Origin of the sequence: Haloterrigena gelatinilytica (assembly GCF_013342145.1) — an archaeon.
In the GTDB taxonomy this organism is placed as follows: Archaea; Halobacteriota; Halobacteria; order Halobacteriales; family Natrialbaceae; genus Haloterrigena; species Haloterrigena gelatinilytica.
The window spans coordinates 2422572-2446272 of record NZ_JABUQZ010000001.1 but is presented as its reverse complement, the minus strand read 5'-3'; the positions used below and the strand labels follow the sequence as shown (position 1 = coordinate 2446272).

Sequence of the window (23701 nt, the reverse complement as noted above, 5' to 3'; positions counted from 1 at the left end):
GATTTCGAGCCGGATCTAACAGTTCGATTACTCGATCGAAGCCACGTGCAGGGCGTACTCGCCGCGGGTCTCGCCCTCGTCGTGGTAGGCCACGGGCTCCTCGATCGCCGCCAGCGTCCCGTCGTCGACGGCGGCGGCGGTCGCGATCCCCGCGAGTCGGTCGACCCGTTCCGGGCCGGACTCGAGGTCGAACCGGCGAACGGCGTGGGTCTCGGGATCGCGAACGCGGAAGTTCTGCGCGCAGGGCGCGACGATCGTCTCGCCGTCAGCGGCGAGGCCGTGAACGAAGCCCCGGACCTGGTCGTCCCACGCCAACTCGCCGTCGGCGTCGAAGGTCGCGATCCGGTGCTCGTTCGGGTGTCGGCGCTCCGTCTCGCGGCTCTCGACGGCGTAGGTGTTGCCGGTCACGAACGTCACGCGCCCGTCGGCCGCGTACGCGTGGTTCGGATAGGCGTACAGCGTCTCGCCGTCGATCTCGGTTTCGACCGCCAGATCGACGCACCAGCGCTCGGCGCCGCGAGGGCCGAGCAGGTAGCCCCGTTTGTCGCCGTGGCTCGAGACCGCGATCGAATCGCCGTCGAAGGAGACGTCGCCGACGCGCCGGTCGCCCTCGGTGCCGGGGTCCCAGGTCCACGCGAGGTCGCCCCCTTCGGCGGTTTCACCGTCTTCTCGCGGGCCGGGGGACGGCTCCGCCGTCCCGTTCGAGGCGGCTTCGCCGCCTCGCGGCCCGCTCGAATGGTCCGCGGAACGGAGTTCCGCGCTACCTCCGTTTCGCGACGACTCGGTCGTCGCGCCCCCCGTCTCGAGGACGACGAGTCCGACGTCGTGATCGCCCATACAGCGGTTATAGCCGACCGCCAGTCGCTCGCCGTCGGCGTCGAGATCGATCGCGATCGGCGAGGCGTCGGTCTCGTAGCGCCAGCGCACCGTTCCGTCGGGATCGAACGCGTAGACGGCGCTGTGCCACCGACGCGTCTCGCCGTCGCGCTCGTACCGCCGCGCGGCGGCGTAGAGGCACTCGTTGCCGTCTGCGTCGGTGCCGCTCTCGAGGGCGACCACGTACGGGAGGTAGAAGACGGTGTCCTTGACGGCCTCGCCGAGGTCGTCGGCGGTGTCGTACCGCCAGCGTCGCTCGCCGGTCTCGGTATCGTAGGCTGCAACGGTGCCGGTCTCGCCGCGGCCGGCGACGATCACCGTCTCCGCGGTCTCGCCGTCGCTCTCGGTCCCGCCACCCGACAGCGTCGCGATTCCGACCGCGTGGTCCGGATGGTCGGCCGTCCAGCGGGCCTCGAGCGAGTCCGAGTCGACCTCGCGGGCGGTGACGGTCCCGTCCCACTCGCCGGTGACGACGAGGTCGCCGCCCTCGGCGACGTGAACCGCGGATCGGGTCCACATGTGGCGGCTCCGGGCCGTCTCGATCTCGCCGAGCGGGACCGACCGGAACTCGCGGTCGCCGTCCCGGTCGGCGTCAGCGGTTTCGGCCATCGTCAGTCCTCTACCGGGAAGGTCTCGTGGAGGGTGTCGTGAGCGTCGCCGAGGCCGTCGACGATACTCCCGCCCTGCGCGCGCAGCCGCTGGACCGCCTGCTCAGCGTCGCGGACCGCTACCAGTCGACCTCGCGTGTAGTCGTACTCGGGGTCGTCGTCGTCCATCGCGGCGACCTCCTCCTCCAGATCCACGAGGGCCGCGTCGAGGTGGCGTTCGACCTCGGCGAGGCTCTCGGCGTTCGCGAGCCCTTCGATCGGGCCATCGAGGTAGCCCTCGAGTTCGTTCTCCGCGTGGTCGCGGGCGCTGTCGTCCCCGACGCCGAGGACGTTCATCAGTCCGAGTCGTAGCGCTTCGATTTCGTAGCAGCTCATGAGTGTGTGTAGTGACTGTTCGGAGTCGTGTTTTTCGTCTCGAGTGCGTCGGTGCACGTCGGTCGGTTCGGTCCGCTACAGCGTCTGATCGACGAGGTCGCTGACGATGCGATCCCGATCGAGGTGGTCGCCGACGATCCGCTCGGCGTCCTCGCTCGCGACGTCGCCGTACCAGATCCCGTCCGGGTAGACGGCGACCATCGGTCCGTCGCCGCAGCGTCCCAGACACGAGGAGCGCGTGATCCGCGCGTCGCAGTGGTCGGAATCCCGCACCTCCTGTCGGAGCCGCTCGAGGACCGACGGCGAGCCCATCTCGGCGCAGGTCTGGTTCATGCAGACCGCGACGTGCTTTTCGGGCACGTCGTGGCTGTGGGGTTCGTCGTCGACGTTCTCGCGGTCGGCGTGGGCCTCCTGGTGGGCCAGCGCGCGCAGCATGGCTCGCGCGCCGCCGACGTCCTCCTCGTAGCCCTCGAGGTCGACCTTGTACTTGCACGTGTCACAGGACATGGAGACGCTGTCCGTGCGCGCCTCCTGCCAGCGGTCGGCGAAGACGTCGAGCAGCCGGGAGTCGGTGCCGAGGGGATCGCCAGCGAGTGCGTCGACGTACGGGTAGTCGTCGTCGAACTCCGCCGTCCAGTCGCGGACCCGCTGGGTGAGCACGCCGTCGCCGAGCATGTACGGCAGGACGACGACCGCGTCGGGCCGGTGCTTCGAGAGCCCGTGGAGGGTGTCCTCGAGCGTCGGCTCGGTGACGCCGATGAACGTCGCCTCGACGCGGTCGAACTCGCGGCCCTCGTAGAGCAGGCGGGCGAGCTTGTGCACGTCGCCGTTGGCGTCCGGATCGCTCGAGCCGCGGCCGCAGAGGACGACGGCGACGTCGTCGGCCTCGCGATCGACGCCCAGGTCGGCCTCGACGTCAGCGGCGCGGTCGTCGAGTAGGTCCAAGATCGCGGGGTGGATCCCCAGGTGGGCGCCGTTGGTGATCTCGAGGTCGTGTTCGGCCCGGGCCTGCTCGATCGCCAGCGGCACGTCGTTCTTGACGTGGCTCGCCGCAAATAGCGAGCAGTGGACGACGGTTACCCGCGAGGTGACGGGCGCGAGTTGCGCGAGCGCCTCGTCGATCGCCGGCTCCGCGAGTTCGAGGAACGCGGCGTCGACCGGGATGCCGAGTCGGGACTCGAGCCCGGCGGCGAGGTCCCGAACCTGTTCGTTGGACTTCTCCCGGCGGGAGCCGTGGCCCACCAGCAGGAGCGCCTCGTCGTCGAACGCGGCCGTCGTCGCGGGCGTGGTCTCGTCGGATTTGCTCATCTTGGGAGTTCGGAATCGGGATCGGGGTCGGTCGGTTACTCGTCGTACGCCGTCGCCTGTTCGAGGCTCCGTTCGAGTTTGCGGCGGCGACTCGGCGCGAAGAGGCCGGTCGCCTCGCAGTCCTCGTAGAGCCACGTGCCGAAGTCGGGCGCGGCGCCGTCGTCGACGCCGAACCAGTAGCCGCCCGACGACGTCTCCGAGAGGTCGTCGTAGGGTGCGTCGACCGGGCTCTCGTCGATCAGGTCCTGCGCGAGTTCGAGCAGTTCCGCGTCGTCGTGGACGAACGAGATGCCAACGGTGCCGCTCGAAGACTTGAAGCAGACGGTGCCACAGCCCTCGAGCAGGCCCCGCAGGAGTTCTCGATCGTGGCTCGAGAACGCGCCGAAGCGGTAGTTGCCGCGGCCGTCGACGGGGAGCCCGAGCGCGCCGCTGCGGCCCAGAAGGCCCGAGTCGTCGCTTTCATCGTCGACGCCGATCGAGAGCGTGTACTCGTCCTCCGTGCGCGTGATCGACGCGTCGTGGGCGTAGTCTCGAGTCGTCGTCTCGTGCTCGAGGTCGCCGCCCGCGACGGCAGCGAGCACCTGTGCGGACTCCTCGTCGTTGGTGACGACTTCGATACCGCTATCCGAGACGTCGCCGCTGCCGGCGACGTGGCCCCAGAAGTACGCCGTCGCGGGGTGGCCCGCGAGCGGGTCGGACGGGACCGCGATCTCGAGCGGCGTTTCGTCTCCGTCGTCGGCTTTCGGTTCGGTCTCGCTCATTCGCCCACCTCCTCGACGACGATCGCGTCCGTCGGGCAGGCCGCCGCGGCCTGCTGGGCCTCGTCGATGCGATCGTCGTCGAACGTCGCGACGACCCGTTCGGCGGTGTCGACGACCTCACCCTCGCAGTCGTAGACCGGGTCCGCGTCGGGATCGATCGTCGCCAGGCCGTCCCCGCCCTCGACGAACCGCGGGTCGCGGGTCAGGCAGGCGAAGATGCCGTCGCAGGCGTCCTTCTCGATGGTGACTTCGTATCGTGGCATGCTGATCTCAGTAGTCGTACTTCGTCTCGTAGCCCCGGGGCGTGACCATCCGGTCGTCCCAGACGTAGGTGTCCTCGGTGCCGACGACGATCGTCGTCGTCATGTCGATGATCTCGCTCTCGCCGAGTTCCTCGAGTTCGCCGAGTTCGGTGATCATGACCTGTTCGTCCTCGCGGCCGGCGCCGTGGACGATCCCGACCGGCGTGTCGGGCTCGCGGTGGGTCAGCAGGATCTCGCAGGCCTTCTGGAAGTTCTCGCGGCGCTTGCGGCTCCACGGGTTGTAGATCGTGATCGTGAAGTTCTCGCTCGCGACGGAGTGCAGGCGCGACTCGATCTCGGGCATCGGCACGAGGTGGTCCGACAGCGAGACCGAGACGGTGTCGTTCACGAGGGGGGCGCCCAGCCGCGCCGCACAGGATTGGGCCGCGGGAACGCCCGGCACCACTTCGAAGTCGACCATCGAAGCCGTCGCGCCCTTCGACTCGAGGATCTCGAGGGCCAGCCCCGCCAGCGCGTAGACGTTCGGGTCGCCGCTGCCGACGATGGCGACGTCGTTGCCCGCCAGCGCGCGGTCGATCGACTCCTCGGTTCGCGACACTTCGCCGCACATCGGCGTGTCGTAGATGTCGTCGGCCTGCTCGGTGATCTCGTCCGGAATGAGCTCGATGTAGGTCGTGTAGCCGACGATGTGGTCGGCCTCGAGCAGGGCGTCTTTCGCGCGCTCGGTCATCCCTTCGGGGTGGCCGGGGCCGAGGCCGACGGCGATCAGCTGGCCGGGCTCGGCGTCGAAGTCCTCGATCGTCGCGCCGACCTCCTTCTCGTTGCTTCCCGAGTCGTCCGAACTCGAGGCCCCGCACGAACTCGAGGACGAGGAATCGGAGCTCGAGGAGGCGCCGCATTTGGAACCGCTCGAGTCGTCCGTCTCGTTCGAGGAGGCGCCGCACTTCGATTCCGAGGACGAGGTCTCGGCCTCTGTATCGGTGCTCGAGGAGGCGCCGCACTTGGACGTCGATTCGTCGTCAGCGTCTGCGTTGGTGTCCGTACTCATGGTTGGATTGCGTATTATCAGAAGTCGTCGACGTCACGCCCGCCCCGCGGGGTGACGAGGTACGTTCGGTCGTCGTTGCGCCAGGTCTCGGTCTCGTGGTTGCCGATGATCAGCGAGGTGCCCATCCCGGAGACCTTGTCGTCGTGGTCGGCCGCCTCGCCCAGCGTCGTGATGAACTGGCTCTCGCCGTTCCGGCCGGCGTCGGCGCGGCCCGCGTCGTTGACGATGGCCACGCGGGCGTCGTCGGTCCGCTCCTCGCGGACGATCTCGACCGCCTTCTCGTAGTTTCGCCAGCAGTTGTAGAGGACGATCACGAAGTCGCTGATCGCCGCGGCGCGCAGTTTCTCCTCGATTTCGTCCCAGCCGCGCCACTTGTCCGACAGCGAGATCGTACAGAAGTCGTTACACAGCGGCGCGCCGACGTTGGCCGCGCCGCCCAGCGCCGCCGTCATGCCGGGCACGATCTCGATCGGGACGTCCGTGGCGTCCTCTTCGTCGGCCATTTTAAAGATCAGGTCGGACTTGCCGTAGACCGACGGGTCGCCGCCGGAGACGTGGGCGACGTCCTTCCCCTCGCGGACGTAGTCGAACGCCGCGCGGGCGAGTTCGATCTGACGGCCCATCGTCGAGCGGACGATCTCCTGCTCGAAGCCGTCCTCGCGGGTCGCGATCCCGTCCTCGTCCGTTCGCTCCTCCGCGGGGATCGTGCCGTCGTCGCGCAGGAACTCCTGGTAGAGGCTCGAGGCGATGACGACCTCCGAGGACTCGATGACCTCCTTGGCCCGCTTGGTCATGTGGTCGGGCAGGCCGGGACCGATGCCGACGACGTAGAGGGTGCCGTGGTCGTCGGGGGTGCCGTCGCCGCTGGTAGCTGCGTCCTCGACGCTCATCGACCGATCGCCACCGTGACCTCGTTCTCGTAGCTGATCTTCTCGAGGATCAGTTCCTGTTCAGCCCCGCCGGCGATAGCGGAGGCCTCGGAGACGCCCGGCCAGCCGATCAGCTCCTTGGACTTCGAGGGCGTCGGCCCCTCGTGGTCGAGCAGCGTCTCCTTGTCGAAGGCGACGACGCCCAGATCGAGTTCCTGGGCCGCCTCGAGCAGGCCCTCCTCGTCTTCCTTTCGCGTCGCGGTGCCGACGAACTCGACGTCGTCGAGGTCGTAGTCGGTCCGCTCGAGGGCTTCCTCCCACGCGGCGAGGAACGCCTCCTTGTCGGCGCCGGAGACGCTGCCGGTGCCGAGGACGACGCCCTCGTCCTTGTTGCGCTTGAGGACGGTCACGTCGTCGCCGACGAGGACGGCCTTCGGGCCCTCGAGTCGCTCGACGGGGCCGAGGTTATCGTCCAGCACGGCGAGGTTGGTCTTGACCGTCGAGTCGCCGTTGACGACGTGGGTGTCCATCGCCTTCGCGCGGGACTCGACGCCCTGCTTGCCCGCGGCCTCCGAGGCCGTGGTCATCGCCGGGACGGCGCCCATCGTCGCTAAGTCCTGTGCGACCTGATTCGCCCCGTGGTGGCCGCCGGTGATCGGAATCGCCCACGTCAGTTCCTCGTCGACGACGCAGATCGCGGGGTCGTCCCACTTGTCGTCGAGCAGGTGGGCCGTCTTCCGCATCGCGATGCCCGAGGCCATCAGGCCGACGAAGCAGTCGTACTCGCCCCAGTGCTCCTCGAAGACGTCGCCGTGGTACTCGATGATGTCGATCGCCTCGTAGCGATCGCCGATCTCGGCTTTGATCTCCTCGGCGGTGTCCATCTTCCGTCCGAAGGAGATGATCGCGATCTCCTCGGCGACTTCGCCGTCCGAATCCGGCGTGGAACAGTGTCCGCCGCCGGAGTCCGATTCGTTCGTCGTGTCCGTGTTCTCAGTATCTGAACTCATGTTGAAACCACCGTCCTAATCGTAGCAAAACCGCTCTGCCCGTGTGCTATGGACCCGTCCAGGCCACCGCGGGGGTGGGACTGGGGGCTTTCGCCGTGTTTGCGGTACCGCGGTCGATCCATCTTAGTCATCGCTCGCCTCCGGTTCTCCGGTCGATTCCGAAGACGATCCACGGTTCGCCCAGTCGCCGTAGAGGAAGGATCGCTCGTAGCCCGCGCCGGTCACGGCGTCGCCGATGACGACCAGCGCCGAGGCGCGGTAGCCGGCCTCCTCGACCTTGTCCGCGATCGATCCGATATCGCCGACGATCACGTCCTCGTCCGGCCACGAGGCGTGGTAGATCACCGCGACCGGCGTCTCGGGGTCGCGACCGTCCTCGAGCAGCCGATCCATCGTGTCCCGAACCGCGTGGGTTCCGAGGTAGATGCAGGTCGTCACGTCGCCCATCTCCACGAAGTCGGAGATGTGGTCCTCCTCCGGGCTCAGGGTCTTCCCCTGCGGCCGGGTGAAGGCGACGTGGTTCGACACTTCGTTCAACGTCAACTGCGTCCGCAGCGTCGCGCTCGCGGCGAAGGCAGAGGTGACGCCGGGCACGAAGTAGGTCGGCACGCCCTCGTGTTCCAGCGCGTCCATCTGCTCGAGCGCCGCGCCGTAGATGGCCGGATCGCCGCTGTGCAGGCGGACGACGTTCCGTCCCTCCTCGTAGGCGTCCCGCATCAGTGGGATCAGCTCCTCGAGGTCCTTGCCGACCGAATTCACCAACTCGGCGTGGCCGCAGTACTCGTCTAGCAGTTCGCTGTTGACCAGCGAGCCCGCGTGGACGACGAGGTCGGCCTCCTCGAGCAGTTCCTTCCCGGCGACGGTCAGCAGGCGCGGGTTGCCGGGGCCGGCCCCGACGAAGGGAACGCCCTCCTGCTCGTCGCCGGCGCTGTGTTCGAAGATCCGGTCGTCGAGTTCTTCGCGGCGGCGTTCGCTTTGGGAGTCGATCGCGTCCTGCGGATCGTTCGGTGTGTCCTCGGTCATCGGTGGCCCCCACAGTCGCCGCTTTCACAGCCTTCGGCGTGCTCGAGAGCGGCGACTTCTCCGCCGTCCGCGACGGGTTCGCCGCTCGAGTCGCCGTCGTTCGCAGTCGCGTCGTCCGCGTCGTCCTCTTCGAGGAACGCCGCCGTCGCCTGCTCGACCTCGAGGCTCTCCTTCTCGGCGTAGGCGAGCGTGTAGTAGTCGCGCTCGTCGATCTCCGCGGGATCGTCGGTGACGATCGTCTCGCCTTGTTCCATGAACAGTCGGCGGCCGTAGGTCACGTCGTAGCCGGCCTCGACGAGCCCCTCGTGGGTCGCCGGCGCGTCGGTGACCTTGAACAGGATCATCCGATCCGGGCCCGTGGGGCTGTGTCCGGACGCGGCCTCCCGAAGGGAGAGCCCGGCACCGGCCTCGATCTCGACGCCCATCGCGGTCGCGAAGGCCGTCACGGCGCTGACGCCGGGGACGATCTCCAACTCGACCTCGGGATGGAAGGCGTCGATCGTCCGGCGCAGGTGGCCGAACGTCGAGTAGACGTTCGGATCGCCCAGCGTGACGAAGGCGACGTCGCCGTCGCGTGCGTTCGGCGCGATCTCCGCCGCGGCTTCCTTCCACGCGGCCCGCAGTTTCTCCTCGTCTCTGGTCATCGGGAAGTCGAGGTCCCCGATCTTCGACTCGTCGACGTGTTTCAGCGCGACGGTTCGCGAGAGCCGTCCCGGCGAGTAGACCACGTCAGCGTTCTCGAGAATCTCCCTTCCGCGGACCGTGACGAGGTCGGCCTCGCCGGGGCCGAGTCCGACGCCGTAGAGGGTCATCGAGTCACCTCGCCGCCATCTGCTGCGACTTTCTCACCGTCGTCCGACTCCGAATCGGCCGTCGCGCTCCCGACCAGCATGTACACCGGATTATCCGAATTGAAACTCGTCGCGCCGGCGAGTTCGTAGCCGTGGCTCACCTGAAACTGGACGACCTCCTCGAGGATATCGCGCTCGCGAAACGCCTCCGTCGCCTGACCGGCGACCTCGAGTCGCGAGACGTTCATCACGATGCGGTCGACTTCGGTCTCGACGGCGTGGTCGAGGACGGCCTCGAAGTTGCGGCTCCCGCCCAGGAAGAGCGCGTCGGCGTCGTCGGGCAGCCCCTCGGGGGCTTCCGCGTTGCGCAACTCGACGTCGGCCGAGACCGATTCCTCGTTCGCGGCGAGGTTCCGCTCGGTCGTCTCGAGCCGTTCTGCCTTCCGCTCGAGGGCGGTCACTCGCCCGGCCCGCTGTGCGGCTTCGATGGTGACGGCCCCCGTACAGGAGCCGACCTCCGCGAAGTGGTCGTCGTCCTCGAGCGCGAGCTTCGAGGCGACGACGGCGCGGACCTCGGACTTCGTCGGCCCGGCCTTCGCGTCGTGTGGAAGCGCGATGGGTGGCATCACCCGTGGCAACAGCAGCCTCCCCTAAAACAATTTTGTTTGGTGTAGAGCAAGTTCGGTTGCTCAGTTGCGGTTGGAGTAGTTCAAGAGGACTTGTTCTGCGGAGCGGAAGGACCGACTCGAGCGCGTCGAACACGGGCGAAAAAGCGTCGTCTCGTGGTTGGTCGAGAAGCGATGCGCGATGAGCGCCGCGTTACCACTCCATGCCGCCGTTGATCCCGAGGACCTGCCCGGTCATGTACTCCGCCTGATCGCTGGCGAGAAAGCGAACCATGCCGACGATATCCTCGGTCGTGGCGAACCGATTCAGCGGGATGTCCTCGCGGATCTTCTCCTGAACGCGCTCGGGAACCTTCTCGAGCATGTCCGTCTCCGTGAAGCCGGGCGCGACGCAGTTGGCCGTCGTGCCGTGGCTGGCCAGTTCCAGCGCCAGCGTGCGGGTGAAGGCGAAGAGGCCGCCCTTCGAGGTCGCGTAGTTGGCCTGGCCGTAGTTGCCCTGCTGGCCGACGACGCTCGAGATGTTGATGAGGCGGCCATGCTCCGAGTGCTTGACGTCCTCGTAGAAGGCGTTGGTGCAGTTGAACGTCCCGTTCAGGTTGACGTCGATAACCGTCTGCCAGTCCTCGTAGGTCATGTCCTCGAACGTCCGGTCGACGGTGATTCCGGCGTTGTTGACGAGGACGTCGATCTCGCCGAGTTCGTCGCGGACCGTCGCGGCCATTCGCTCGACCTGCTCGGGGTCGGAGATGTCGGCCTGTACGGGGACGGCCGCCTCGCCGTTGGCCTCGATCGTCTCCGTGACCTCGAGGGCGCGATCCTCGGCCGAGCGATAGTTGACGGCCACGTCGGCGCCGGCGCGAGCGAGTTCGAACGCGATATCGCGGCCGATCCCGCGGGACGATCCGGTGACGAGGCAGGTGCGATCGGTCAGCGGCCTTCGCTCCAGCGGCTCGAGTCGGGAGGTGGTTTCTGACATACGGGCGACACTATCCTCCCATTCGTGTTAACTATTTGACTGTATATCAATAGCCGTGAATACCACTTCGTGAGTTCCCTCCGGTCGAGCGAACGGATTCGAGTCGTCTCGAGGCAACCCTTTCACTCCATCTTGACCGAGACATCGAACTTTCCGCGCCACCGGTAGCGCCGCCCGCCCCAGACGAACGTCCGCCGGACGAGGCCGTACGCGAGCAGCGGAATCGCCGCCAACGCGACCGGATACGCCGCGAGGAACGTCCACCGGCGAACGCCGAACGCGGCGTAGACGCCGGCCATCGCAACCGTCAGTAGCACCAGCGCGGGGAGCGGAAACAGCACGCAGCCGGCGGTGAGTACCGTTCCGAGGACGAACTGGCCGACGATAGCGGTCGGTTCGTGGTGACGGACGATCTTCGCGAACCGAACCTGATTCTCGAGCGTTTCGCGGACCGAACCCCCGATCTCGACGCGGCGCGTCCGATCGACGCTCGTGATATCGGCGTACTCCATGAGGAGGCCGTCGTCGCTCACCGTCCGCCGGAGGTCCGCGAGGAACGCCTCCTCGTCGATGTCGTCGCGTTCGAAGACGAGCGACCCGCCCCAGGGAACGCCCGCGAGGGAGACGGCGAGCGTTCCGCTGATCACGTGCGTCGGCTCGAGGAGTTTGGCGAGCGGATCCCGGCCGACGAACACCGGGACTTCAGTGGTCGGCCCGTACCGCTCGTAGTCGCTTCGCAACCCGTCGAGCCAGTCGGGAGGGTGGTGATAGTCGTCGTCGGACCAGACGAGGCGATCGCACTCGGCCGCGTCCATCCCGGCCGCGATCGCGTTCGCCTTCCCGGAGCAGCCCTCGGGTTCGCCCGCGACCACCAGCCTGACCTCGTCCGGACGGTCGTCGATTCGCTCGGCGACCGACTCGGCCGCCGCGTCACAGACCACGAGGAGTTCGTCCCCCGAGCGCAGTTGCGCGGCGATCTCCTCGCAGGCGTCGTTCCACCCCGTCGTGGGTAGAATGACGCTGATCGGCGTCGGATCTGCCATATCCTCGCTATCGACCCACCTGGTGATGAAATGATAGGTTCTCGGAGGCGAAATCGACGTTCGACTCCACCTCTCGAGCGGCGATCCGAACTGACGATCGATCGGGACGGACCGCCGCGGTCAGCGACTGCTCTCCTCGAGGAACCGATCGAACGCGCCGCTCTCGGCGTGGACGTGGACGTACGTCCCCAGCGACGCGTGCTCCGTGAGGCCGTCGTGGTCGCCGTCGATCCCGTCGCCCCGCACGGTCTCGAAGGCGAAGCGGGCGTCGGCGTCGACGTCGGCGCTCGAGTAGTGGAACTCGTGGCCCCGAATCGTCTCGCCGCGAGCGGCGGTCAACGTCCCCTCGACGGCCTCGAGTTCGACGTGGTCGAGCGCCTGATAGCGGTCGTGCATGGTGACGTCCGCGGGGAGGATGCCGGCCATCTCGCGGCGGTCGCCGTCGGTCGTCGTCAGCGACCGACTCATGGCCATCAGGCCGCCGCACTCGCCGAGAACGGGGAGCCCTTCGCTCGCGAGTCGACGGAGTTCGTCGAGCGTGTCGCTCGACTCGAGGGCGTCGGCGTGGAGTTCCGGATAGCCCCCGGGGAGGTAGACGCCGTCGCAGTCCGGGAGGGGATCGCCCGCGATCGGCGAGAACGTGACGAGGTCGGCGCGCTCGCGGAACCGCTCGATCGTCGCCGGATACCGGAAGCAGAAGGCGGCGTCGCTGGCGACGGCGATCGTGGCGTCGACCGTCTCGGCGCCGTCGTCGACCGGCGGCGTCTCTGGTGCGGGCGGCTCGCTCGCGACGGCGGCCAGCCGTTCGGCCTCGAGGGACTCGGCGGCCTCCCGCAGCGCGTCTTCGGGGAGGGCGGCCTCCGCGCCCATCTCGAGGCCCAGGTGTCGGTCGGGAATCTCGAGGTCGTCGTTCGGCGGGATCCGACCGAAGTACTCGAGGTCGTCGGGGAGGGCGTCGCGGATGCCCTGCTCGTGGCGGCCGCCGTGGGCGCGCTGGGCGACGACGCCGGCGACCTCGATATCGCGGCCGATGGCGTCGGCGTACTCCTTGAACCCCAGCGCGGTCGCCGCGACGCTCTCCATGCCGGCCTTGGCGTCGACGACGAGGACGACGGGGAGGTCGAGCGCTTCGGCGACCATCGCCGTGCTCGAGCCGTCGCCGTCGTACAGGCCCATGACGCCCTCGACGACGCAGACGTCGCCCTCGCCGCGCCGGTAGTTGCGCCGGAGTCCGTCCTCTCCCTCGAGCCACAGATCGAGCGTTCGGGACGGCCGGCCCGCGATCGCCTCGTGGTGGCTCGGGTCGATGAAGTCCGGGCCCGCCTTGGCCGGCTGGACCGCGTAGCCGGCGTCCTCGAGGGCCTGTACGATCGACAGCGTCGCGACCGTCTTCCCGACACCGGAGCTGACGCCGCCGAGGACGAATCCGTTCATCATTGTGGTTGCGTTCGCACAACTGAACTTGAATCCGTCGGTGAGGAGTACGAACGGCTCGACGAGTACTGTGCGAGGAACCTCGAGAAGGGTTCGAGTGAAAATGAGCGTTCCGCTATCATGGCAATAGGGAATCGCCACACCCTCCCCAGCCGATTCGCTCATTCACTTCGTTCACTCGCTCATCCCTCGCACGATTTCGTCAATCGGCCCTCACAGTCGTTCGGACCGATCGTCGGCGCGCGCCACCGCAAACCGAGTTCGGGATCAAACCGTTCTGTAGCGATCTGTACGGGACACAGCAATCGATACCCGAGAAGCAGTCCGAGGCGACCGAAACCGAGTTAGGAGTGGTCCGCGTTCGAGAACCCGAGACCAATGAGCGACGCGACGACGACCGCGGAGACGGTGTCGGCGCTGAAGGAGCGCGCCGGCGTCGTCAACGCCCTTCTCGACGGCGCCCAGACCGTCCTCGTCCGCCACCCGACGCTCGATCCGGGGACGATCGACGAGCGGTTCGCGCTCTATCCGGCGTACAGCCATCAGGACCCGGCTCGCTACCAGTCCCGATACGAGCAGTATTACCACCGCTCGAGTGCCAAGCCCGACGACGGCGTACCGATCCGGGCCGTCGCCGACGTCCGCGAGGAGTACGCCGTCTCGAGCGCCGCTCTCGACGCGCTGGCTCGCCACTACGTCTACACGCCCGACGGCCTGCGCGACAAGTACGACCCGGACGAGGACGGCGAACTGCGCGTGCTCCTGCTCCGAGTGCGCGAACTCGAGTCGCCCCACCTCATCGAGGAACGGGGGAGCTACCGCGGTTGTCGCGCCTGGATCGACCTCGAGGCGGACGCCGACGTCGACCCCGAGGCCGCGACGCCCGTCCTCGACGACGCGACCTTCGCCGAGCGCCGGGCCGCCGTTCGGGACGCCCTCGAGTGATTCGTCCGGCGGTCGTTCCGAACCACCGACGAACTTAACCGCTCGAGTCGGCTACGACCGTCGGATCGAACCATGAGTGGGGAAACTGGGAGCGACACCGAGATCGAGCACCACCTCCGGGAAGCGCTGCAGCACCTGAGCGCGGCCCGCGACGCCGACGACCTCCGGAAGACCAACGCCGTCGCGCTCCAGGAAGTCGAGAACACCGTCTCGACGGTGCTGCGGGAGTACGAGCAGGACGAGTGAGGCCGGGCCGATTGGGACGGGGACGTCTCGACCTCGCGTGACGTGTCCTCGGTCGCGAAACAGTTATTTTGTTCACCATGGGATTGTACAGAACAATGACGATCGGAGACCGTCGGTTCGGTTCGAACCGATTCGCGAGCGGGGCGAGAGGTGAACAGTCGTGACGAATGGGGGCGACGAGGCCGTTAAGCAGCAAGTTCAGCAGTACTGGGACGGCCGTGCGGCGTCGTACGACGGCGACAGCCACCACGCCATACACGGCGACGAGCAGCGCGACGCCTGGCTGTCGATCCTCCGGGAGTGGATCGGTGATGGCGATCCACCCCGGCGAATCCTCGACGTCGGCTGTGGCACGGGCGTCATCTCGCTGTTGCTGGCCGAAATCGGTCACGACGTCACCGGAGTCGACCTCTCGACGGACATGCTCGAGCGCGCTCGAGCGAAAGCCCGCGAACGCGACCGGTCGGTCGAGTTCCGAAACGGGGACGCGGAATCGATCTCGGATCCCGAAAACGCGTACGATTTGGTGACGGCCCGGCACCTCGTCTGGACGCTGCCGAACCCGTTGGCGGCGCTTCGAGAGTGGCAACGGGTCGTCCGTCCCGGCGGCCGGATCGTCCTGATCGAAGGGCACTGGGACTTCGACGAGGCGTTCGACGGGTATCGGGAGATCCACGACGAGTTGCCGCTGTACGACGGCCGGCCGCCGGGAGAGTTGGTCGACGTACTCGAGAAACACGGGCTCGAACGGGTCGAGTACGAGCCGCTGATGGAGTCGGTGCTCTGGGGCGAAGAGCCGAACTACGAGCAGTACGTCGTCGCCGGCGACGTTCCGGAGTGAGACGGGACGGGAGAGACCGAACGGAGACGGAGGGACCGCCCTCGATGCCACCGATCCGATCTGCTAGAGTTTTATGAGTTGACACGTACTCGGCGGGAACACACGATGGGGACCGTCGAATGACGACCGACACGGAATCGAAGCCGAGAGAGACTGCGAGATCGATCCGCGATCCGCGAGTCGTCGGACGAGGGCTCCTCCTCGTCGGAGCGCCGTTTCTCCTCGCTGTCGTCCTGTGGTTCCATCCGAGCGCCGGCGACGAGCCGTTCGCGACCCTCTCGCCGGTCGTGGACACGTGGTTTCTCGTCCACGCGCTCCTGTTACCGCTCTTCGGTCTCCTCGGGATCGGCCTCTACGTACTGCTGAGCGAGTACCGCGGGACCGTCGCGACCGTCGGACGGATCGGCGTCGCGGTGTATCTCGTCTGCTATCTCGCGTTCGAAGCGATCGCCGGCATCGCGACGGCCGTCCTGATTCGGGAGTCGAACGACCTCGCTGCCGCCCAACGAGACGGCGTCGCAGCGGTCGTCGACGTCGTGCTGACGGAGCCGGTCGACGGCGTCGCGGGCCTGCTGGCGGTCGTCGGGACCGTCGGTAACCTCGTCGCCGTGCTCGCGATCGCCGTTTTGCTTCGGCGCTCGGGCGCGCCGCTCGTCCCGGTCGTCCTGCTCGCCGGTTCGCCGATCGGCCTCGTCGCCCACGGTGCCACTCCGGGTGCCACGATCGGGATATTGGCGTTCTGTCTCGGCGTCGCGTGGCTCGAGTTCGGCTGGCGCTTGGCAGACTGACGAAAGAGACGGCGTCGAGCCGTCGGCGGATCGCGACGCACTCCGACGAACCGCCGGCGGGAATCGTCGGTTTCAGCGCTGCGTCTACGTTGTGGCCTTCGCTTCGACCGGCTGTCGAACGGCGAGCACGACCAGATCCGAGAACGGCGTGTCGTCCGTTCCGGTTCCGCCGGCGTGGTCGGACAACTCCGCCAGCGTGAACCGGTGGATCGCTTCGTCCTCGTGGGTCAGCTTCTCGAGCACCAGCGCCTCGAGGTCGGGGTCGGCGCCCCGCTCGAGCAGGAAGGCAGCGATATCGCCGGGCATTCGGTCGTAGGGCCGCGGGAGCACGAGCAGGTGTCGGTGGTCGTCCACGACCGCGGCGGCGAGCCGCTCCATGTCGGTCTCGAGGTCGCCGCTCTTGTGCAGCGTGACGAACTCGGTGTCCTCCATCGGCGTGCGGGCGCGGCTGGCGGCCAGCTGGAGCGAGGAGATGCCGGGGACGATACGGACCGGGGTATCGGGAGCCTCACGCTCCACGGCGTCTTGTACCTTCCCGACGAACTGGTAGCCCGAGTGATTGGGGTCGCCCATCGCCACGGCGGTCCCCGACTCGCCGGCCGCGACGCGTTCGCCGAACGTCTCGAGCGCCTCGGCCTCGTCCTTGTACCCGCAGGTCAGCAGCTCGGCGTCGGTCAGGTCCTCGACGAACTCCACGACGGTGGTAAAGCCGACGACGACGTCGGCCTCGCGGATCGCGCGCTCGCCGCGGGGCGTGAGATACTCCTGATTGCCCGGGCCGACGCCGACGGCGTAGACGGGGTCGTCCGTTTTCTCATCGATGTCCGGCTCCGCCACTTCCGCGGCGAACGTCGCCGGATCCGGCCCCGCCTCGAGGTCGTACTCGTCGCTCATTCGTCCTCGCCGTCGGATCCGGCCCGCGCCGCTCGAGTCTCGGCCGTCACCTCGAGCTCGAGGTCGTCGGTCCGCACGTCCTTGGCGACGTGGATCAGTTCGTTCGTCAGCGCCGCGGCCAGTCCGCTGCCGCCGCGGCGGCCGACGTTCGTGATTGCCGGCACGTCGTACTCCTCGCTGACCTCGCGGATGCGCTGGCGACTCTCCTCGGCCTTGACGAAGCCGACGGGCGTCGCGACGACGGCGGCGGGTCGGGTGCCGTTCTCGACGCAGTCGGCCAGCGCGAAGGCGGCCGTCGGCGCGTTGCCGATCGTCGCGATCGCGCCGTCGTAGACGCCCTGCTTGTCGAGTTCGAGCACCGAGGCCGCAGTGCGGGTCATCCCCGTTTCCTTTGCCAGTTCGGCGCCGTTGCCGATCGCCTTGCGCTTCTCGCAGTTGTGCCCGCGGGAGGTGATCCCGGCCTTGGACATCGTGATATCCGTGACGATGGTCGCCTCCTCGAGGACCGCTCGAGCGCCGGCCCGAACCGGCGCGTCCTCGTCGTCGCCGAGGTCGTCGCTGCCGGTGAACTCGATCAGGTGCTGGAACTCGATGTCGCCCATCGAGTGGACCGACTTCTGTCGAATGCGGTCGGCCAGCGTCTCATCCGGGACGAACTGGCGGACGATGTCCATGCTGGTCTCCGCGATGTCCATCGCGTTCTGCGTCGTCGCGCCTAGATCTGCGTACTCCCGCTCGAACTCCTGGCCGCCGTCGGTCTCGGGTCGCTCGTCCTCAGTCATCGTTCGCCACCTCCGCATCGGCGTCTGGACCCACGGCGTCGTTAGTCGTTCTGGCCTCGAGGTCGCCCTCGACCTCGAGGTTCAGATCGCGCAGTCGGTCGACGGTCTCCTCGTCGGCGTCCCAGAGGTCGCGCTCGATCGCCTCGAGTAAGGTGTCCGTGATGGACTCCAGCGCCCACGGATTCACGTCGCGCATCCACTCTTGCCGATCGTCGTCGAAGGCGAACTTCTCGGCGACTTCCTCCCACAGCGTGTCGGAGACGACGCCGGTGGTCGCGTCCCAGCCCAGCGTCACGTCGACGGTCGTCGAGAGGTCGCCCGCGCCCTTGTAGCCGTGTTCCTCCATGGACTCGAGCCAGTCCGGGTTGAGCACGCGCGAGCGCATCGCCTTGCGGACCTTCTCCTCGTTCGTGTAGACGTCGACGTTGTCGGGGTCCGAGGAGTCGCCGACGTAGGAGGCGGGTTCCTCGCCCGAGATTTCGGACACCGCGGAGATGAAGCCGCCGTGGAAGGCGTACCAGTCCGAGGAGTCGAACTCGTCTTGCTCCATCGTGTCCTCGATTTTGACCGTCGCATCGACGCTCGAGAGCCGACGCTCGAAGGCGTCGTGGGCGTCGGAGACGCGGCCTCTCGACCCCATCGCGTAGCCGCCCCACTGGACGTAGACGCTCGCGAGGTCGGAGCGGTCGTCCCAGTTGCCCTCGTCGACGGCCTTGTTCGTCCCGGCGCCGTAACCGCCGGGTTTGGTCGTGAAGACGCGGTGTTTGGCGGCCTTGCGGGCGTCGGACTCGTCGAGATCCTCCTCCTTCTGCAGCTCTTCGGCCTCCTCCTCGACGTGTTTCTTCACGTAGTTCATCTCGAGGGGTTCGTCGAGGTCGACCACGGCGTCGACGGCGTCGTGGATGACGCCCGCGGCAGCGGGGAAGGCGTCCCGGAACAGCCCGGAGACGCGCGTCGTCACGTCGATTCGGGGCCGGTCGAGTTCTTCGAGCGGAATCGGCTCGACGTCGTCGATCCGGCCGGCGTCGGTCCACTGCGGTTCGACGCCCATCATCGCGAGCACCTGGGCGATCGTCTCGCCGCGGGTGCGGACGGTGGGGGTGCCCCAGGCGACCACGCCGATCTCTTCGGGGTACTCTCCGTTTTCCGAATGGTGGCGCTCGAGGACGCCCTCCGCGACTTCGCTGCCGACCTGCCAGGCGGCCTTCGCGGGAACCTTCCGCGGGTCGAGCGTGTAGAAGTTCCGCGCGGTCGGCAGCAGGTCGACGCCGCCGCGGGTCGGTGCGCCGGAACCGCCGGGGGGCACGTACTCGCCCGAAAGGGCGTCCGCGGTGCGCGGGATCTCGTCCTCGGCGCCCTGCACGCGGGGCTGGGCCTCCTCGCAGATGTACGCGAGGACGTCGCGGAGGTCGTCGTGGGCGCGCGATTTGGCCCGCGCGTCGCCGATCGTCTCGAGGTCGACGACGAGGAGATTCATGTTCACCTCGTCCTCGGGACCGGCTTCGCGCTCCGACTCGGGCACGTCGAAGTCGTGTTCGGCGAGCGTCTCGATCAGATCGACGCTGGTCTCGTGGACCACGTCGGCGGCCTCGGCGTGGGTCATGCCCAGGTCCTCGTCGTACTCGCCGGGCGACTCGAGCATCGTCTCGTAGTCGACGCCGAGCGCGCCGGCCACGCTCTCGCGCAGGCTCGGCGCGCCGGGGTTCTCGAGGCGGGTGAGCGCGACGAGGTACTCCACGAGGCGCTCGTCGGCCGGCGGCTCGGACATCGTGTGGAGTCCGAGTCGGATCTGGGTCGTCTTCACGTCGGTGAGGTACTCGTGGACGCGTTCGACGAGTTCGTCGACGTCGACTTCGTCTCCCGAGACTTCACCTTCGGCGAGCGTGGAGCCGGCCTCGTCCGGGCCGCGGACGTCGGCCTTCTCGTCGATGGTCCCTTTGATACCCAACTCGACCGCGAGGTCCAGTTCCTCGACCTTCTCGCGAATGAGCGTCTCGAGGTGGTCGCCGTCGTCGGCGCGGGCGTCTTCCATCCCCGCTTCGCGGTACTGGTTCGCGAGTTCCTCGAGTTCCGAGAGTTCGTCGTACGTCCCGGCCGAACGCATCACGGGCGTGAGGTAGTCGACGATTGCGGCGTAGGAGCGGCGCTTGGCCTGGGTCCCTTCGCCGGGGTTGTTCACGATGTACGGGTAGACGTTCGGGATGTCGTCGATCAACTGGTCGGGCGCGCTCGCCCCGTTGAGACCGACCGTCTTGCCGGGGAGCCACTCGAGGCTGCCGTGGGTCCCGAGGTGGACGACCCCGTCGGCCCCGAACGCGTTGCGCAGCCAGCCGTAGAAGGCGTAGTAGTCGTGTGGCGGCTGGAGGTCCGAATCGTGGTAGACCTTCGAGGGATCCATCCCGAACCCGCGCGGGGGCTGGACGGTGACGAGGACGTTGCCGAACTCGACGCCCGGAATCGCGAACGGGCGGTCCGGGACGTCGCCCCATTCTTCGACGACGTTCTCCTGAAACCGTTCGTCGGCCTCGTTGAACCACTCTTCGTAGGTATCCGGCGAGACGACGTCGACGGAGAGATCCCGGACGTCTTCGGGGGCGACCCACCGGTCCTCGAGGGTCAGCTGTGCGGTCAGCTTCTCGACGAGCGACTGCCCGTCTTCGGGCAGCTCCTCGCCGAGATCGTAGCCTCGCTCGTCGAGTTCCTCGAGCAGGTTCACGGTCGACTCGGGCGAGTCGAGGCCGAACGCGGTCCCGATCCCGTCGTCGCTCGGCGGGTAGTTGTGGAGGACGACGGCGACCTGCTTGTCCTCGTTGGGCGTGTGCCGAAGTTCGGCCCAGTTGACCGCCAGCCGCGTGGCGTGGTCGATCCGGTCCTCGATCGGGAAGTGGTGTTTCGGCGCCGAGCCGATGCCGGCCTCGTCGTCGGTGCGCTCCTTGCCCGAAATCGGGTGGGTGATAACGTTGCCGTCGAACTCCGGCAGCGCCACGGAGAGCGCGAGTTCGAAGCCCATCACGCCCGTGTCGCTGGACTCGTACCGGGAGCGAGAGCGCATCGTGGTGACCGTCTGCAAGACGGGGACGCCGAGTCGGTCGAGGAAGACGTCCTCGGCGGAATCGCCCTCGTCGCTGGCGCTGCGGCCGCGCTCGTCCATCGAGAGCGAGAACATAAAGGAGGAGAGCACGGCGTCCACGACGGGATTCCCGTCGTCGTCAACGAGCCAGTTGTCGGTCACCCACTCGGCGTCCTCCTGCTCGTCGGTGTCCGTCGCGGGGTTACAGAAGATCGGCAGGGCATTGGCGCCCTGCTCCTCGAGCGCCCGGACCTGCGCGTCGACGTAGCGGGTGTTCTCGTGGGTCCAGTGAGACTCGTAGAACCAGATCGCGACCGTCGGCTTCCCGGGGTCGTGGGTCTCGAGCAGGCCCTCGTACTCGATCCCCGGATGGTCGGGGTGGTAGACTCCCTCCGTGGGGAGTTCGGCGGGGTCGTCGTACTCGACGTCGCGGCCCTCGTATTCGGAGACCAGAAACCGGCACAGGTTGGCGACGTTGATCGTGCCGCCCTTCTCCAGATAGTCGTAGACGAGGTCGCGATGGGCCTCCGAGACGGTCGTGTCCTCGAAGGCGAAGGCGTCGCCGGTCGCCTTGACGATCAGCGGCACGCCCGCCTCCTCGAGGGCGCCCGTCGCGTAGTCGTAGCCCGGCATGCTGTCCTCGGCGCCGTGCAGCCAGAAGATCGCTGCCGCGGCGTCGGTCAATTCCTCGACGAACTCCTCGACGGCGGCCTCGTCCTCGAGGTCGCTCTCCGAGCGAACCACGAGGTCGATGTCCTCGAGTCGCTGGGCGGCCCGGCCGATCGAGCCGAGTTCGTTCTCCGTGGCGGTGTAGATCCCGATCGTAGTCATCGCGTTTTTAAACCTCTGTTGTATTAGCGCAACTATGGTTGCAGAGTCCGGAGACAAAAAGCTGTCGTCACTCCCCTTTCCGGCCATCGTCGGCCAGAACGAGTTGAAGCGGGCGCTGCTCGCCGTCGCCGCAAACGACGGCCTCGACGGCGCCCTGATCGTCGGCGAGAAGGGGACCGCGAAGTCGACCGCCGTGCGCGGACTGGTCGATCTCCTCCCCGACCAGCGGGCCGTGGCCGACTGTCCATACGGCTGTGCGCCCGACGACCCGAGCCTGCAGTGTGGCGACTGCCGCGACCGCGACCGCGAAGAGTTGCCCGTCGAGACCCGTCCCGTGCCGCTCGTGACCCTCCCGCTGGGCGCGACTCGAGACCGCGTCGTCGGCACCCTCTCGGTCGAGGACGCGCTGGCCGGCGCGGCCGACTTCGATCCCGGCCTGCTCGCCCGCGCGCATCGGGGCATCCTCTACGTCGACGAGGTCAACCTGCTGAACGACCACCTCGTGGACGTCATCCTCGACGCGGCCGCCAGCGGGGTCAATACGGTCGAACGAGACGGAGTCAGCGTCTCTCATCCCGCCGAGTTCACCCTCGTCGGGACGATGAACCCCGAGGAGGGCGACCTTCGGCCCCAACTGCGGGACCGATTCGCCCTGCAAGCCACCGTCGAGGGCTGCCGGGAGATCGACCAGCGCGTCGAGGTCATCGATCGGGCGCTCGAGGCGGACGCCGGCAACGGCGCCGACAGCGCGGACCCGTGGACCGAGTACGCCGACGAGACGGCGACCCTGCGCGAGGAACTCGCGGCGGCCCGCGACCGCCTCACCGAAGTCACGCTCCCGGACGATTTCAAGGCTGAAATCGCCGACCTCTGCCTCGAGGCCGGCGTCGACGGCCACCGCGGCGACGTGGCGACCGCCAGAACCGCGATGACCATCGCGGCGCTCGAGGGCCGAACGACGGTCATCGAATCGGACGTTCACGAGGCCGCCGGCTACACGCTTCCCCACCGGCTCCGGAGCACGCCGTTCGAAGACGAACCCGACCTCGAGGACCTGCTCGAGGATCGGTTCGACGAGGAGTCGCCGGACGAGGGCGAGCGCGAAGACGATGCGGACGGCGACGAATCCGCGGACGGAGGCGACAGAGGCGAATCCGAGACCGAGAGCGACGACGGTGAGACGGGAACCGAATCCGGCGGCGAGCGCAGCGACGGTGACGGCGACGACGGCGAATCCGATGGGAGCGACGGCGACGCCGATTCCGAGACCGACGATTCGGGACCCGAACGCCGGCCCGACGAGGCCGACGACCCGACCGGCGGCGAACCGTCGCCCGCCGAAGCCGGTAGCGGGAACGACGGGACCGGGGACGACGGCTCGAGCGACACCGATTCGAACGACGGCGACGGGAGCGACGGAGACGACGGAAGCGGCGACGAGGAGGACGAGGACGCCCAGCCGCTCGTCCCGGGCCAGCGGCGCGCCGACGTCGCCGAGGTCGGCGAGGCGGCGGCGCCCGACCTCGAGACGCCCGACGCCGAGAGCGCGGACGCGGCGACGGCGGGCGGTTCGCGGGCGAGCACGGACCCCAGCACGGACAACCGCGGCGCCCGCGTCCGGACCGAACCCGCGTCGGGCGACGGCCCCATCGACGCGGCGGCGTCGGTTCGCTCCGCCGCGGCCCGCGGCGACTCCCGCGTTCGGAAGCGGGACCTCCGGCAGTCGGTGCGCCGCGGCGACGCCGCGGCCACGATCGTCTTCGCGGTCGACGCCAGCGCGTCGATGCGCCCGGCGATGCGCACCGCGAAGGGCGTAGTGTTGGACCTCCTTCGGGACAGCTACGAACACCGCGATCGGGTCGCGTTCGTCGCCTTCGCCGGCGAGGACGCCGACGTCCTCCTGCCGCCGACCGACAGCGTCTCGCTGGCCGCGCGCCACCTCAAGGAGCTTCCCTCCGGCGATCGGACGCCCCTGCCCGCGGGCCTCGAGACCTCGCGGCGAGTCCTCGAGCGCGCGGAGACGGAGGCCTCGGTCGTCGTCCTCGTGACCGACGGCCGGGCGAACGTCGCCGACGGGAGTCCGACCGAGGCGACCCGGCGGGCCGCGCGGGGCCTCGCGGCCGAGGACGCGACGGTGATCGTCGTCGACGCCGGCGACGACGCTCGGGCCGGCCTCTCGGAACTGGTCGCCGGCGAGACGGGTGGCGACGTGGTCGCCCTCGAGGCGCTGTCGCCCGAAACGGTCCGCGCCGCGGCCGAGCGGGCCGCGGACGAGCGATAGCGTCGACGCCGA

Annotated in this window: 22 protein-coding genes; 5 read left to right on the top strand and 17 right to left on the bottom strand. The window is 68.3% G+C overall.

Annotation, left to right across the window (positions count from 1 at the left end):
• Positions 1–27: 27 nt before the first annotated feature.
• The 14 genes from HTZ84_RS12205 to HTZ84_RS12140 form a co-directional block, all read right to left on the bottom strand.
• Entirely contained in the window at positions 28–1485 is a 1458-nt protein-coding gene (locus HTZ84_RS12205; RefSeq protein ID WP_254611746.1) for a YncE family protein, read from the bottom strand.
• A 2-nt stretch (positions 1486–1487) separates the two neighbouring features.
• Positions 1488–1859 (bottom strand): DUF3209 family protein, encoded by a 372-nt coding sequence (locus HTZ84_RS12200; RefSeq protein WP_174680930.1) that lies wholly within the window; start codon positions 1857–1859, stop codon positions 1488–1490.
• Positions 1860–1934: 75 nt separating this feature from the next.
• The gene (locus HTZ84_RS12195; RefSeq protein ID WP_174680929.1) at positions 1935–3167 is read right to left on the bottom strand and encodes a CbiX/SirB N-terminal domain-containing protein; all 1233 of its coding nucleotides are present in this window, start codon (positions 3165–3167) and stop codon (positions 1935–1937) included.
• A gap of 35 nt (positions 3168–3202) precedes the next feature.
• A complete protein-coding gene (locus tag HTZ84_RS12190; RefSeq protein ID WP_174680928.1) occupies positions 3203–3928 on the bottom strand; it encodes a cobalamin biosynthesis protein in 726 nt (241 codons plus the stop codon).
• Complete coding sequence (locus HTZ84_RS12185; protein WP_174680927.1) at positions 3925–4191, bottom strand: ferredoxin; 267 nt, start codon at positions 4189–4191, stop codon at positions 3925–3927. Before HTZ84_RS12185 ends, HTZ84_RS12190 begins: the two co-directional genes overlap by 4 nt.
• 7 nt (positions 4192–4198) lie before the next feature.
• A complete protein-coding gene (gene cobJ, locus HTZ84_RS12180; protein WP_174680926.1) occupies positions 4199–5239 on the bottom strand; it encodes a precorrin-3B C(17)-methyltransferase in 1041 nt (346 codons plus the stop codon).
• Positions 5240–5256: 17 nt separating this feature from the next.
• Positions 5257–6129 (bottom strand): precorrin-3B C(17)-methyltransferase, encoded by an 873-nt coding sequence (locus tag HTZ84_RS12175; protein ID WP_174680925.1) that lies wholly within the window; start codon positions 6127–6129, stop codon positions 5257–5259.
• On the bottom strand, positions 6126–7118 hold the full coding sequence (gene cbiG / locus HTZ84_RS12170) for a cobalt-precorrin 5A hydrolase (RefSeq protein WP_174680924.1): 993 nt from the start codon (positions 7116–7118) through the stop codon (positions 6126–6128). The genes HTZ84_RS12175 and cbiG overlap by 4 nt, the downstream gene beginning before the upstream one ends.
• A gap of 123 nt (positions 7119–7241) precedes the next feature.
• Positions 7242–8141 carry a cobalt-precorrin-4/precorrin-4 C(11)-methyltransferase gene (locus tag HTZ84_RS12165; protein WP_174680923.1) on the bottom strand — a complete coding sequence of 300 codons (900 nt, stop codon included), beginning with the start codon at positions 8139–8141 and terminating at the stop codon, positions 7242–7244.
• Complete coding sequence (locus HTZ84_RS12160) at positions 8138–8953, bottom strand: cobalt-factor II C(20)-methyltransferase (protein WP_174680922.1); 816 nt, start codon at positions 8951–8953, stop codon at positions 8138–8140. The genes HTZ84_RS12165 and HTZ84_RS12160 overlap by 4 nt, the downstream gene beginning before the upstream one ends.
• Complete coding sequence (cbiT, locus tag HTZ84_RS12155; RefSeq protein ID WP_174680921.1) at positions 8950–9558, bottom strand: precorrin-6Y C5,15-methyltransferase (decarboxylating) subunit CbiT; 609 nt, start codon at positions 9556–9558, stop codon at positions 8950–8952. The genes HTZ84_RS12160 and cbiT overlap by 4 nt, the downstream gene beginning before the upstream one ends.
• Positions 9559–9751: 193 nt before the next feature.
• Positions 9752–10534, bottom strand: a complete 783-nt coding sequence (locus HTZ84_RS12150; protein WP_174680920.1) for a 3-oxoacyl-ACP reductase family protein — start codon at positions 10532–10534, stop codon at positions 9752–9754.
• A gap of 122 nt (positions 10535–10656) precedes the next feature.
• Positions 10657–11577: a glycosyltransferase gene (locus HTZ84_RS12145; RefSeq protein ID WP_174680919.1), complete on the bottom strand. Its 921-nt coding sequence runs from the start codon at positions 11575–11577 to the stop codon at positions 10657–10659.
• A 120-nt stretch (positions 11578–11697) separates the two neighbouring features.
• The gene (locus tag HTZ84_RS12140; protein ID WP_174682580.1) at positions 11698–13011 is read right to left on the bottom strand and encodes a cobyrinic acid a,c-diamide synthase; all 1314 of its coding nucleotides are present in this window, start codon (positions 13009–13011) and stop codon (positions 11698–11700) included.
• Positions 13012–13389: 378 nt separating this feature from the next.
• On the opposite strand from HTZ84_RS12140, the gene HTZ84_RS12135 reads away from it, so the two are divergent.
• From HTZ84_RS12135 to HTZ84_RS12120, 4 genes are all read left to right on the top strand, one after another.
• On the top strand, positions 13390–13956 hold the full coding sequence (locus tag HTZ84_RS12135) for a DUF1802 family protein (protein ID WP_174680918.1): 567 nt from the start codon (positions 13390–13392) through the stop codon (positions 13954–13956).
• Between the two features lie 72 nt (positions 13957–14028).
• Complete coding sequence (locus HTZ84_RS12130; protein ID WP_174680917.1) at positions 14029–14202, top strand: hypothetical protein; 174 nt, start codon at positions 14029–14031, stop codon at positions 14200–14202.
• Positions 14203–14362: 160 nt separating this feature from the next.
• Positions 14363–15043 carry a class I SAM-dependent methyltransferase gene (locus HTZ84_RS12125; protein ID WP_174680916.1) on the top strand — a complete coding sequence of 227 codons (681 nt, stop codon included), beginning with the start codon at positions 14363–14365 and terminating at the stop codon, positions 15041–15043.
• A 119-nt stretch (positions 15044–15162) separates the two neighbouring features.
• Entirely contained in the window at positions 15163–15831 is a 669-nt protein-coding gene (locus HTZ84_RS12120; RefSeq protein ID WP_174680915.1) for a hypothetical protein, read from the top strand.
• 84 nt (positions 15832–15915) lie between these two features.
• Here HTZ84_RS12120 and HTZ84_RS12115 read toward each other — a convergent pair whose 3' ends face one another.
• Genes HTZ84_RS12115 through cobN form a run of 3 tightly spaced genes read right to left on the bottom strand, consistent with a single transcriptional unit; the run spans position 15916 to position 21408 of the window.
• Positions 15916–16725 carry a cobalt-precorrin-7 (C(5))-methyltransferase gene (locus tag HTZ84_RS12115; RefSeq protein ID WP_174680914.1) on the bottom strand — a complete coding sequence of 270 codons (810 nt, stop codon included), beginning with the start codon at positions 16723–16725 and terminating at the stop codon, positions 15916–15918.
• Positions 16722–17507: a precorrin-8X methylmutase gene (locus HTZ84_RS12110; RefSeq protein ID WP_174680913.1), complete on the bottom strand. Its 786-nt coding sequence runs from the start codon at positions 17505–17507 to the stop codon at positions 16722–16724. The genes HTZ84_RS12115 and HTZ84_RS12110 overlap by 4 nt, the downstream gene beginning before the upstream one ends.
• Entirely contained in the window at positions 17500–21408 is a 3909-nt protein-coding gene (cobN, locus tag HTZ84_RS12105; RefSeq protein ID WP_174680912.1) for a cobaltochelatase subunit CobN, read from the bottom strand. Before cobN ends, HTZ84_RS12110 begins: the two co-directional genes overlap by 8 nt.
• 34 nt (positions 21409–21442) lie before the next feature.
• Here cobN and HTZ84_RS12100 point away from each other — a divergent pair, with 34 nt between their 5' ends.
• Entirely contained in the window at positions 21443–23689 is a 2247-nt protein-coding gene (locus tag HTZ84_RS12100; RefSeq protein WP_174680911.1) for a VWA domain-containing protein, read from the top strand.
• The last annotated feature ends 12 nt before the right edge of the window (positions 23690–23701 follow it).

What these genes read in the sequence shown, in the direction of transcription:
- HTZ84_RS12135 (WP_174680918.1), top strand. Translation starts at nt 13,390, where the DNA reads ATGAGCGACGCGACGACGACCGCGGAGACGGTGTCGGCGCTGAAGGAG.
- HTZ84_RS12110 (WP_174680913.1), bottom strand. Translation starts at nt 17,507, where the DNA reads ATGACTGAGGACGAGCGACCCGAGACCGACGGCGGCCAGGAGTTCGAG.
- HTZ84_RS12140 (WP_174682580.1), bottom strand. Translation starts at nt 13,011, where the DNA reads ATGAACGGATTCGTCCTCGGCGGCGTCAGCTCCGGTGTCGGGAAGACG.
- HTZ84_RS12165 (WP_174680923.1), bottom strand. Translation starts at nt 8,141, where the DNA reads ATGACCGAGGACACACCGAACGATCCGCAGGACGCGATCGACTCCCAA.
- HTZ84_RS12190 (WP_174680928.1), bottom strand. Translation starts at nt 3,928, where the DNA reads ATGAGCGAGACCGAACCGAAAGCCGACGACGGAGACGAAACGCCGCTC.
- HTZ84_RS12145 (WP_174680919.1), bottom strand. Translation starts at nt 11,577, where the DNA reads ATGGCAGATCCGACGCCGATCAGCGTCATTCTACCCACGACGGGGTGG.
- HTZ84_RS12185 (WP_174680927.1), bottom strand. Translation starts at nt 4,191, where the DNA reads ATGCCACGATACGAAGTCACCATCGAGAAGGACGCCTGCGACGGCATC.
- cobJ (WP_174680926.1), bottom strand. Translation starts at nt 5,239, where the DNA reads ATGAGTACGGACACCAACGCAGACGCTGACGACGAATCGACGTCCAAG.
- cbiT (WP_174680921.1), bottom strand. Translation starts at nt 9,558, where the DNA reads ATGCCACCCATCGCGCTTCCACACGACGCGAAGGCCGGGCCGACGAAG.
- HTZ84_RS12205 (WP_254611746.1), bottom strand. Translation starts at nt 1,485, where the DNA reads ATGGCCGAAACCGCTGACGCCGACCGGGACGGCGACCGCGAGTTCCGG.
- HTZ84_RS12100 (WP_174680911.1), top strand. Translation starts at nt 21,443, where the DNA reads ATGGTTGCAGAGTCCGGAGACAAAAAGCTGTCGTCACTCCCCTTTCCG.
- cobN (WP_174680912.1), bottom strand. Translation starts at nt 21,408, where the DNA reads ATGACTACGATCGGGATCTACACCGCCACGGAGAACGAACTCGGCTCG.
- HTZ84_RS12150 (WP_174680920.1), bottom strand. Translation starts at nt 10,534, where the DNA reads ATGTCAGAAACCACCTCCCGACTCGAGCCGCTGGAGCGAAGGCCGCTG.
- HTZ84_RS12160 (WP_174680922.1), bottom strand. Translation starts at nt 8,953, where the DNA reads ATGACCCTCTACGGCGTCGGACTCGGCCCCGGCGAGGCCGACCTCGTC.
- HTZ84_RS12195 (WP_174680929.1), bottom strand. Translation starts at nt 3,167, where the DNA reads ATGAGCAAATCCGACGAGACCACGCCCGCGACGACGGCCGCGTTCGAC.
- HTZ84_RS12115 (WP_174680914.1), bottom strand. Translation starts at nt 16,725, where the DNA reads ATGAGCGACGAGTACGACCTCGAGGCGGGGCCGGATCCGGCGACGTTC.
- HTZ84_RS12175 (WP_174680925.1), bottom strand. Translation starts at nt 6,129, where the DNA reads ATGAGCGTCGAGGACGCAGCTACCAGCGGCGACGGCACCCCCGACGAC.
- HTZ84_RS12130 (WP_174680917.1), top strand. Translation starts at nt 14,029, where the DNA reads ATGAGTGGGGAAACTGGGAGCGACACCGAGATCGAGCACCACCTCCGG.
- HTZ84_RS12200 (WP_174680930.1), bottom strand. Translation starts at nt 1,859, where the DNA reads ATGAGCTGCTACGAAATCGAAGCGCTACGACTCGGACTGATGAACGTC.
- HTZ84_RS12120 (WP_174680915.1), top strand. Translation starts at nt 15,163, where the DNA reads ATGACGACCGACACGGAATCGAAGCCGAGAGAGACTGCGAGATCGATC.
- cbiG (WP_174680924.1), bottom strand. Translation starts at nt 7,118, where the DNA reads ATGAGTTCAGATACTGAGAACACGGACACGACGAACGAATCGGACTCC.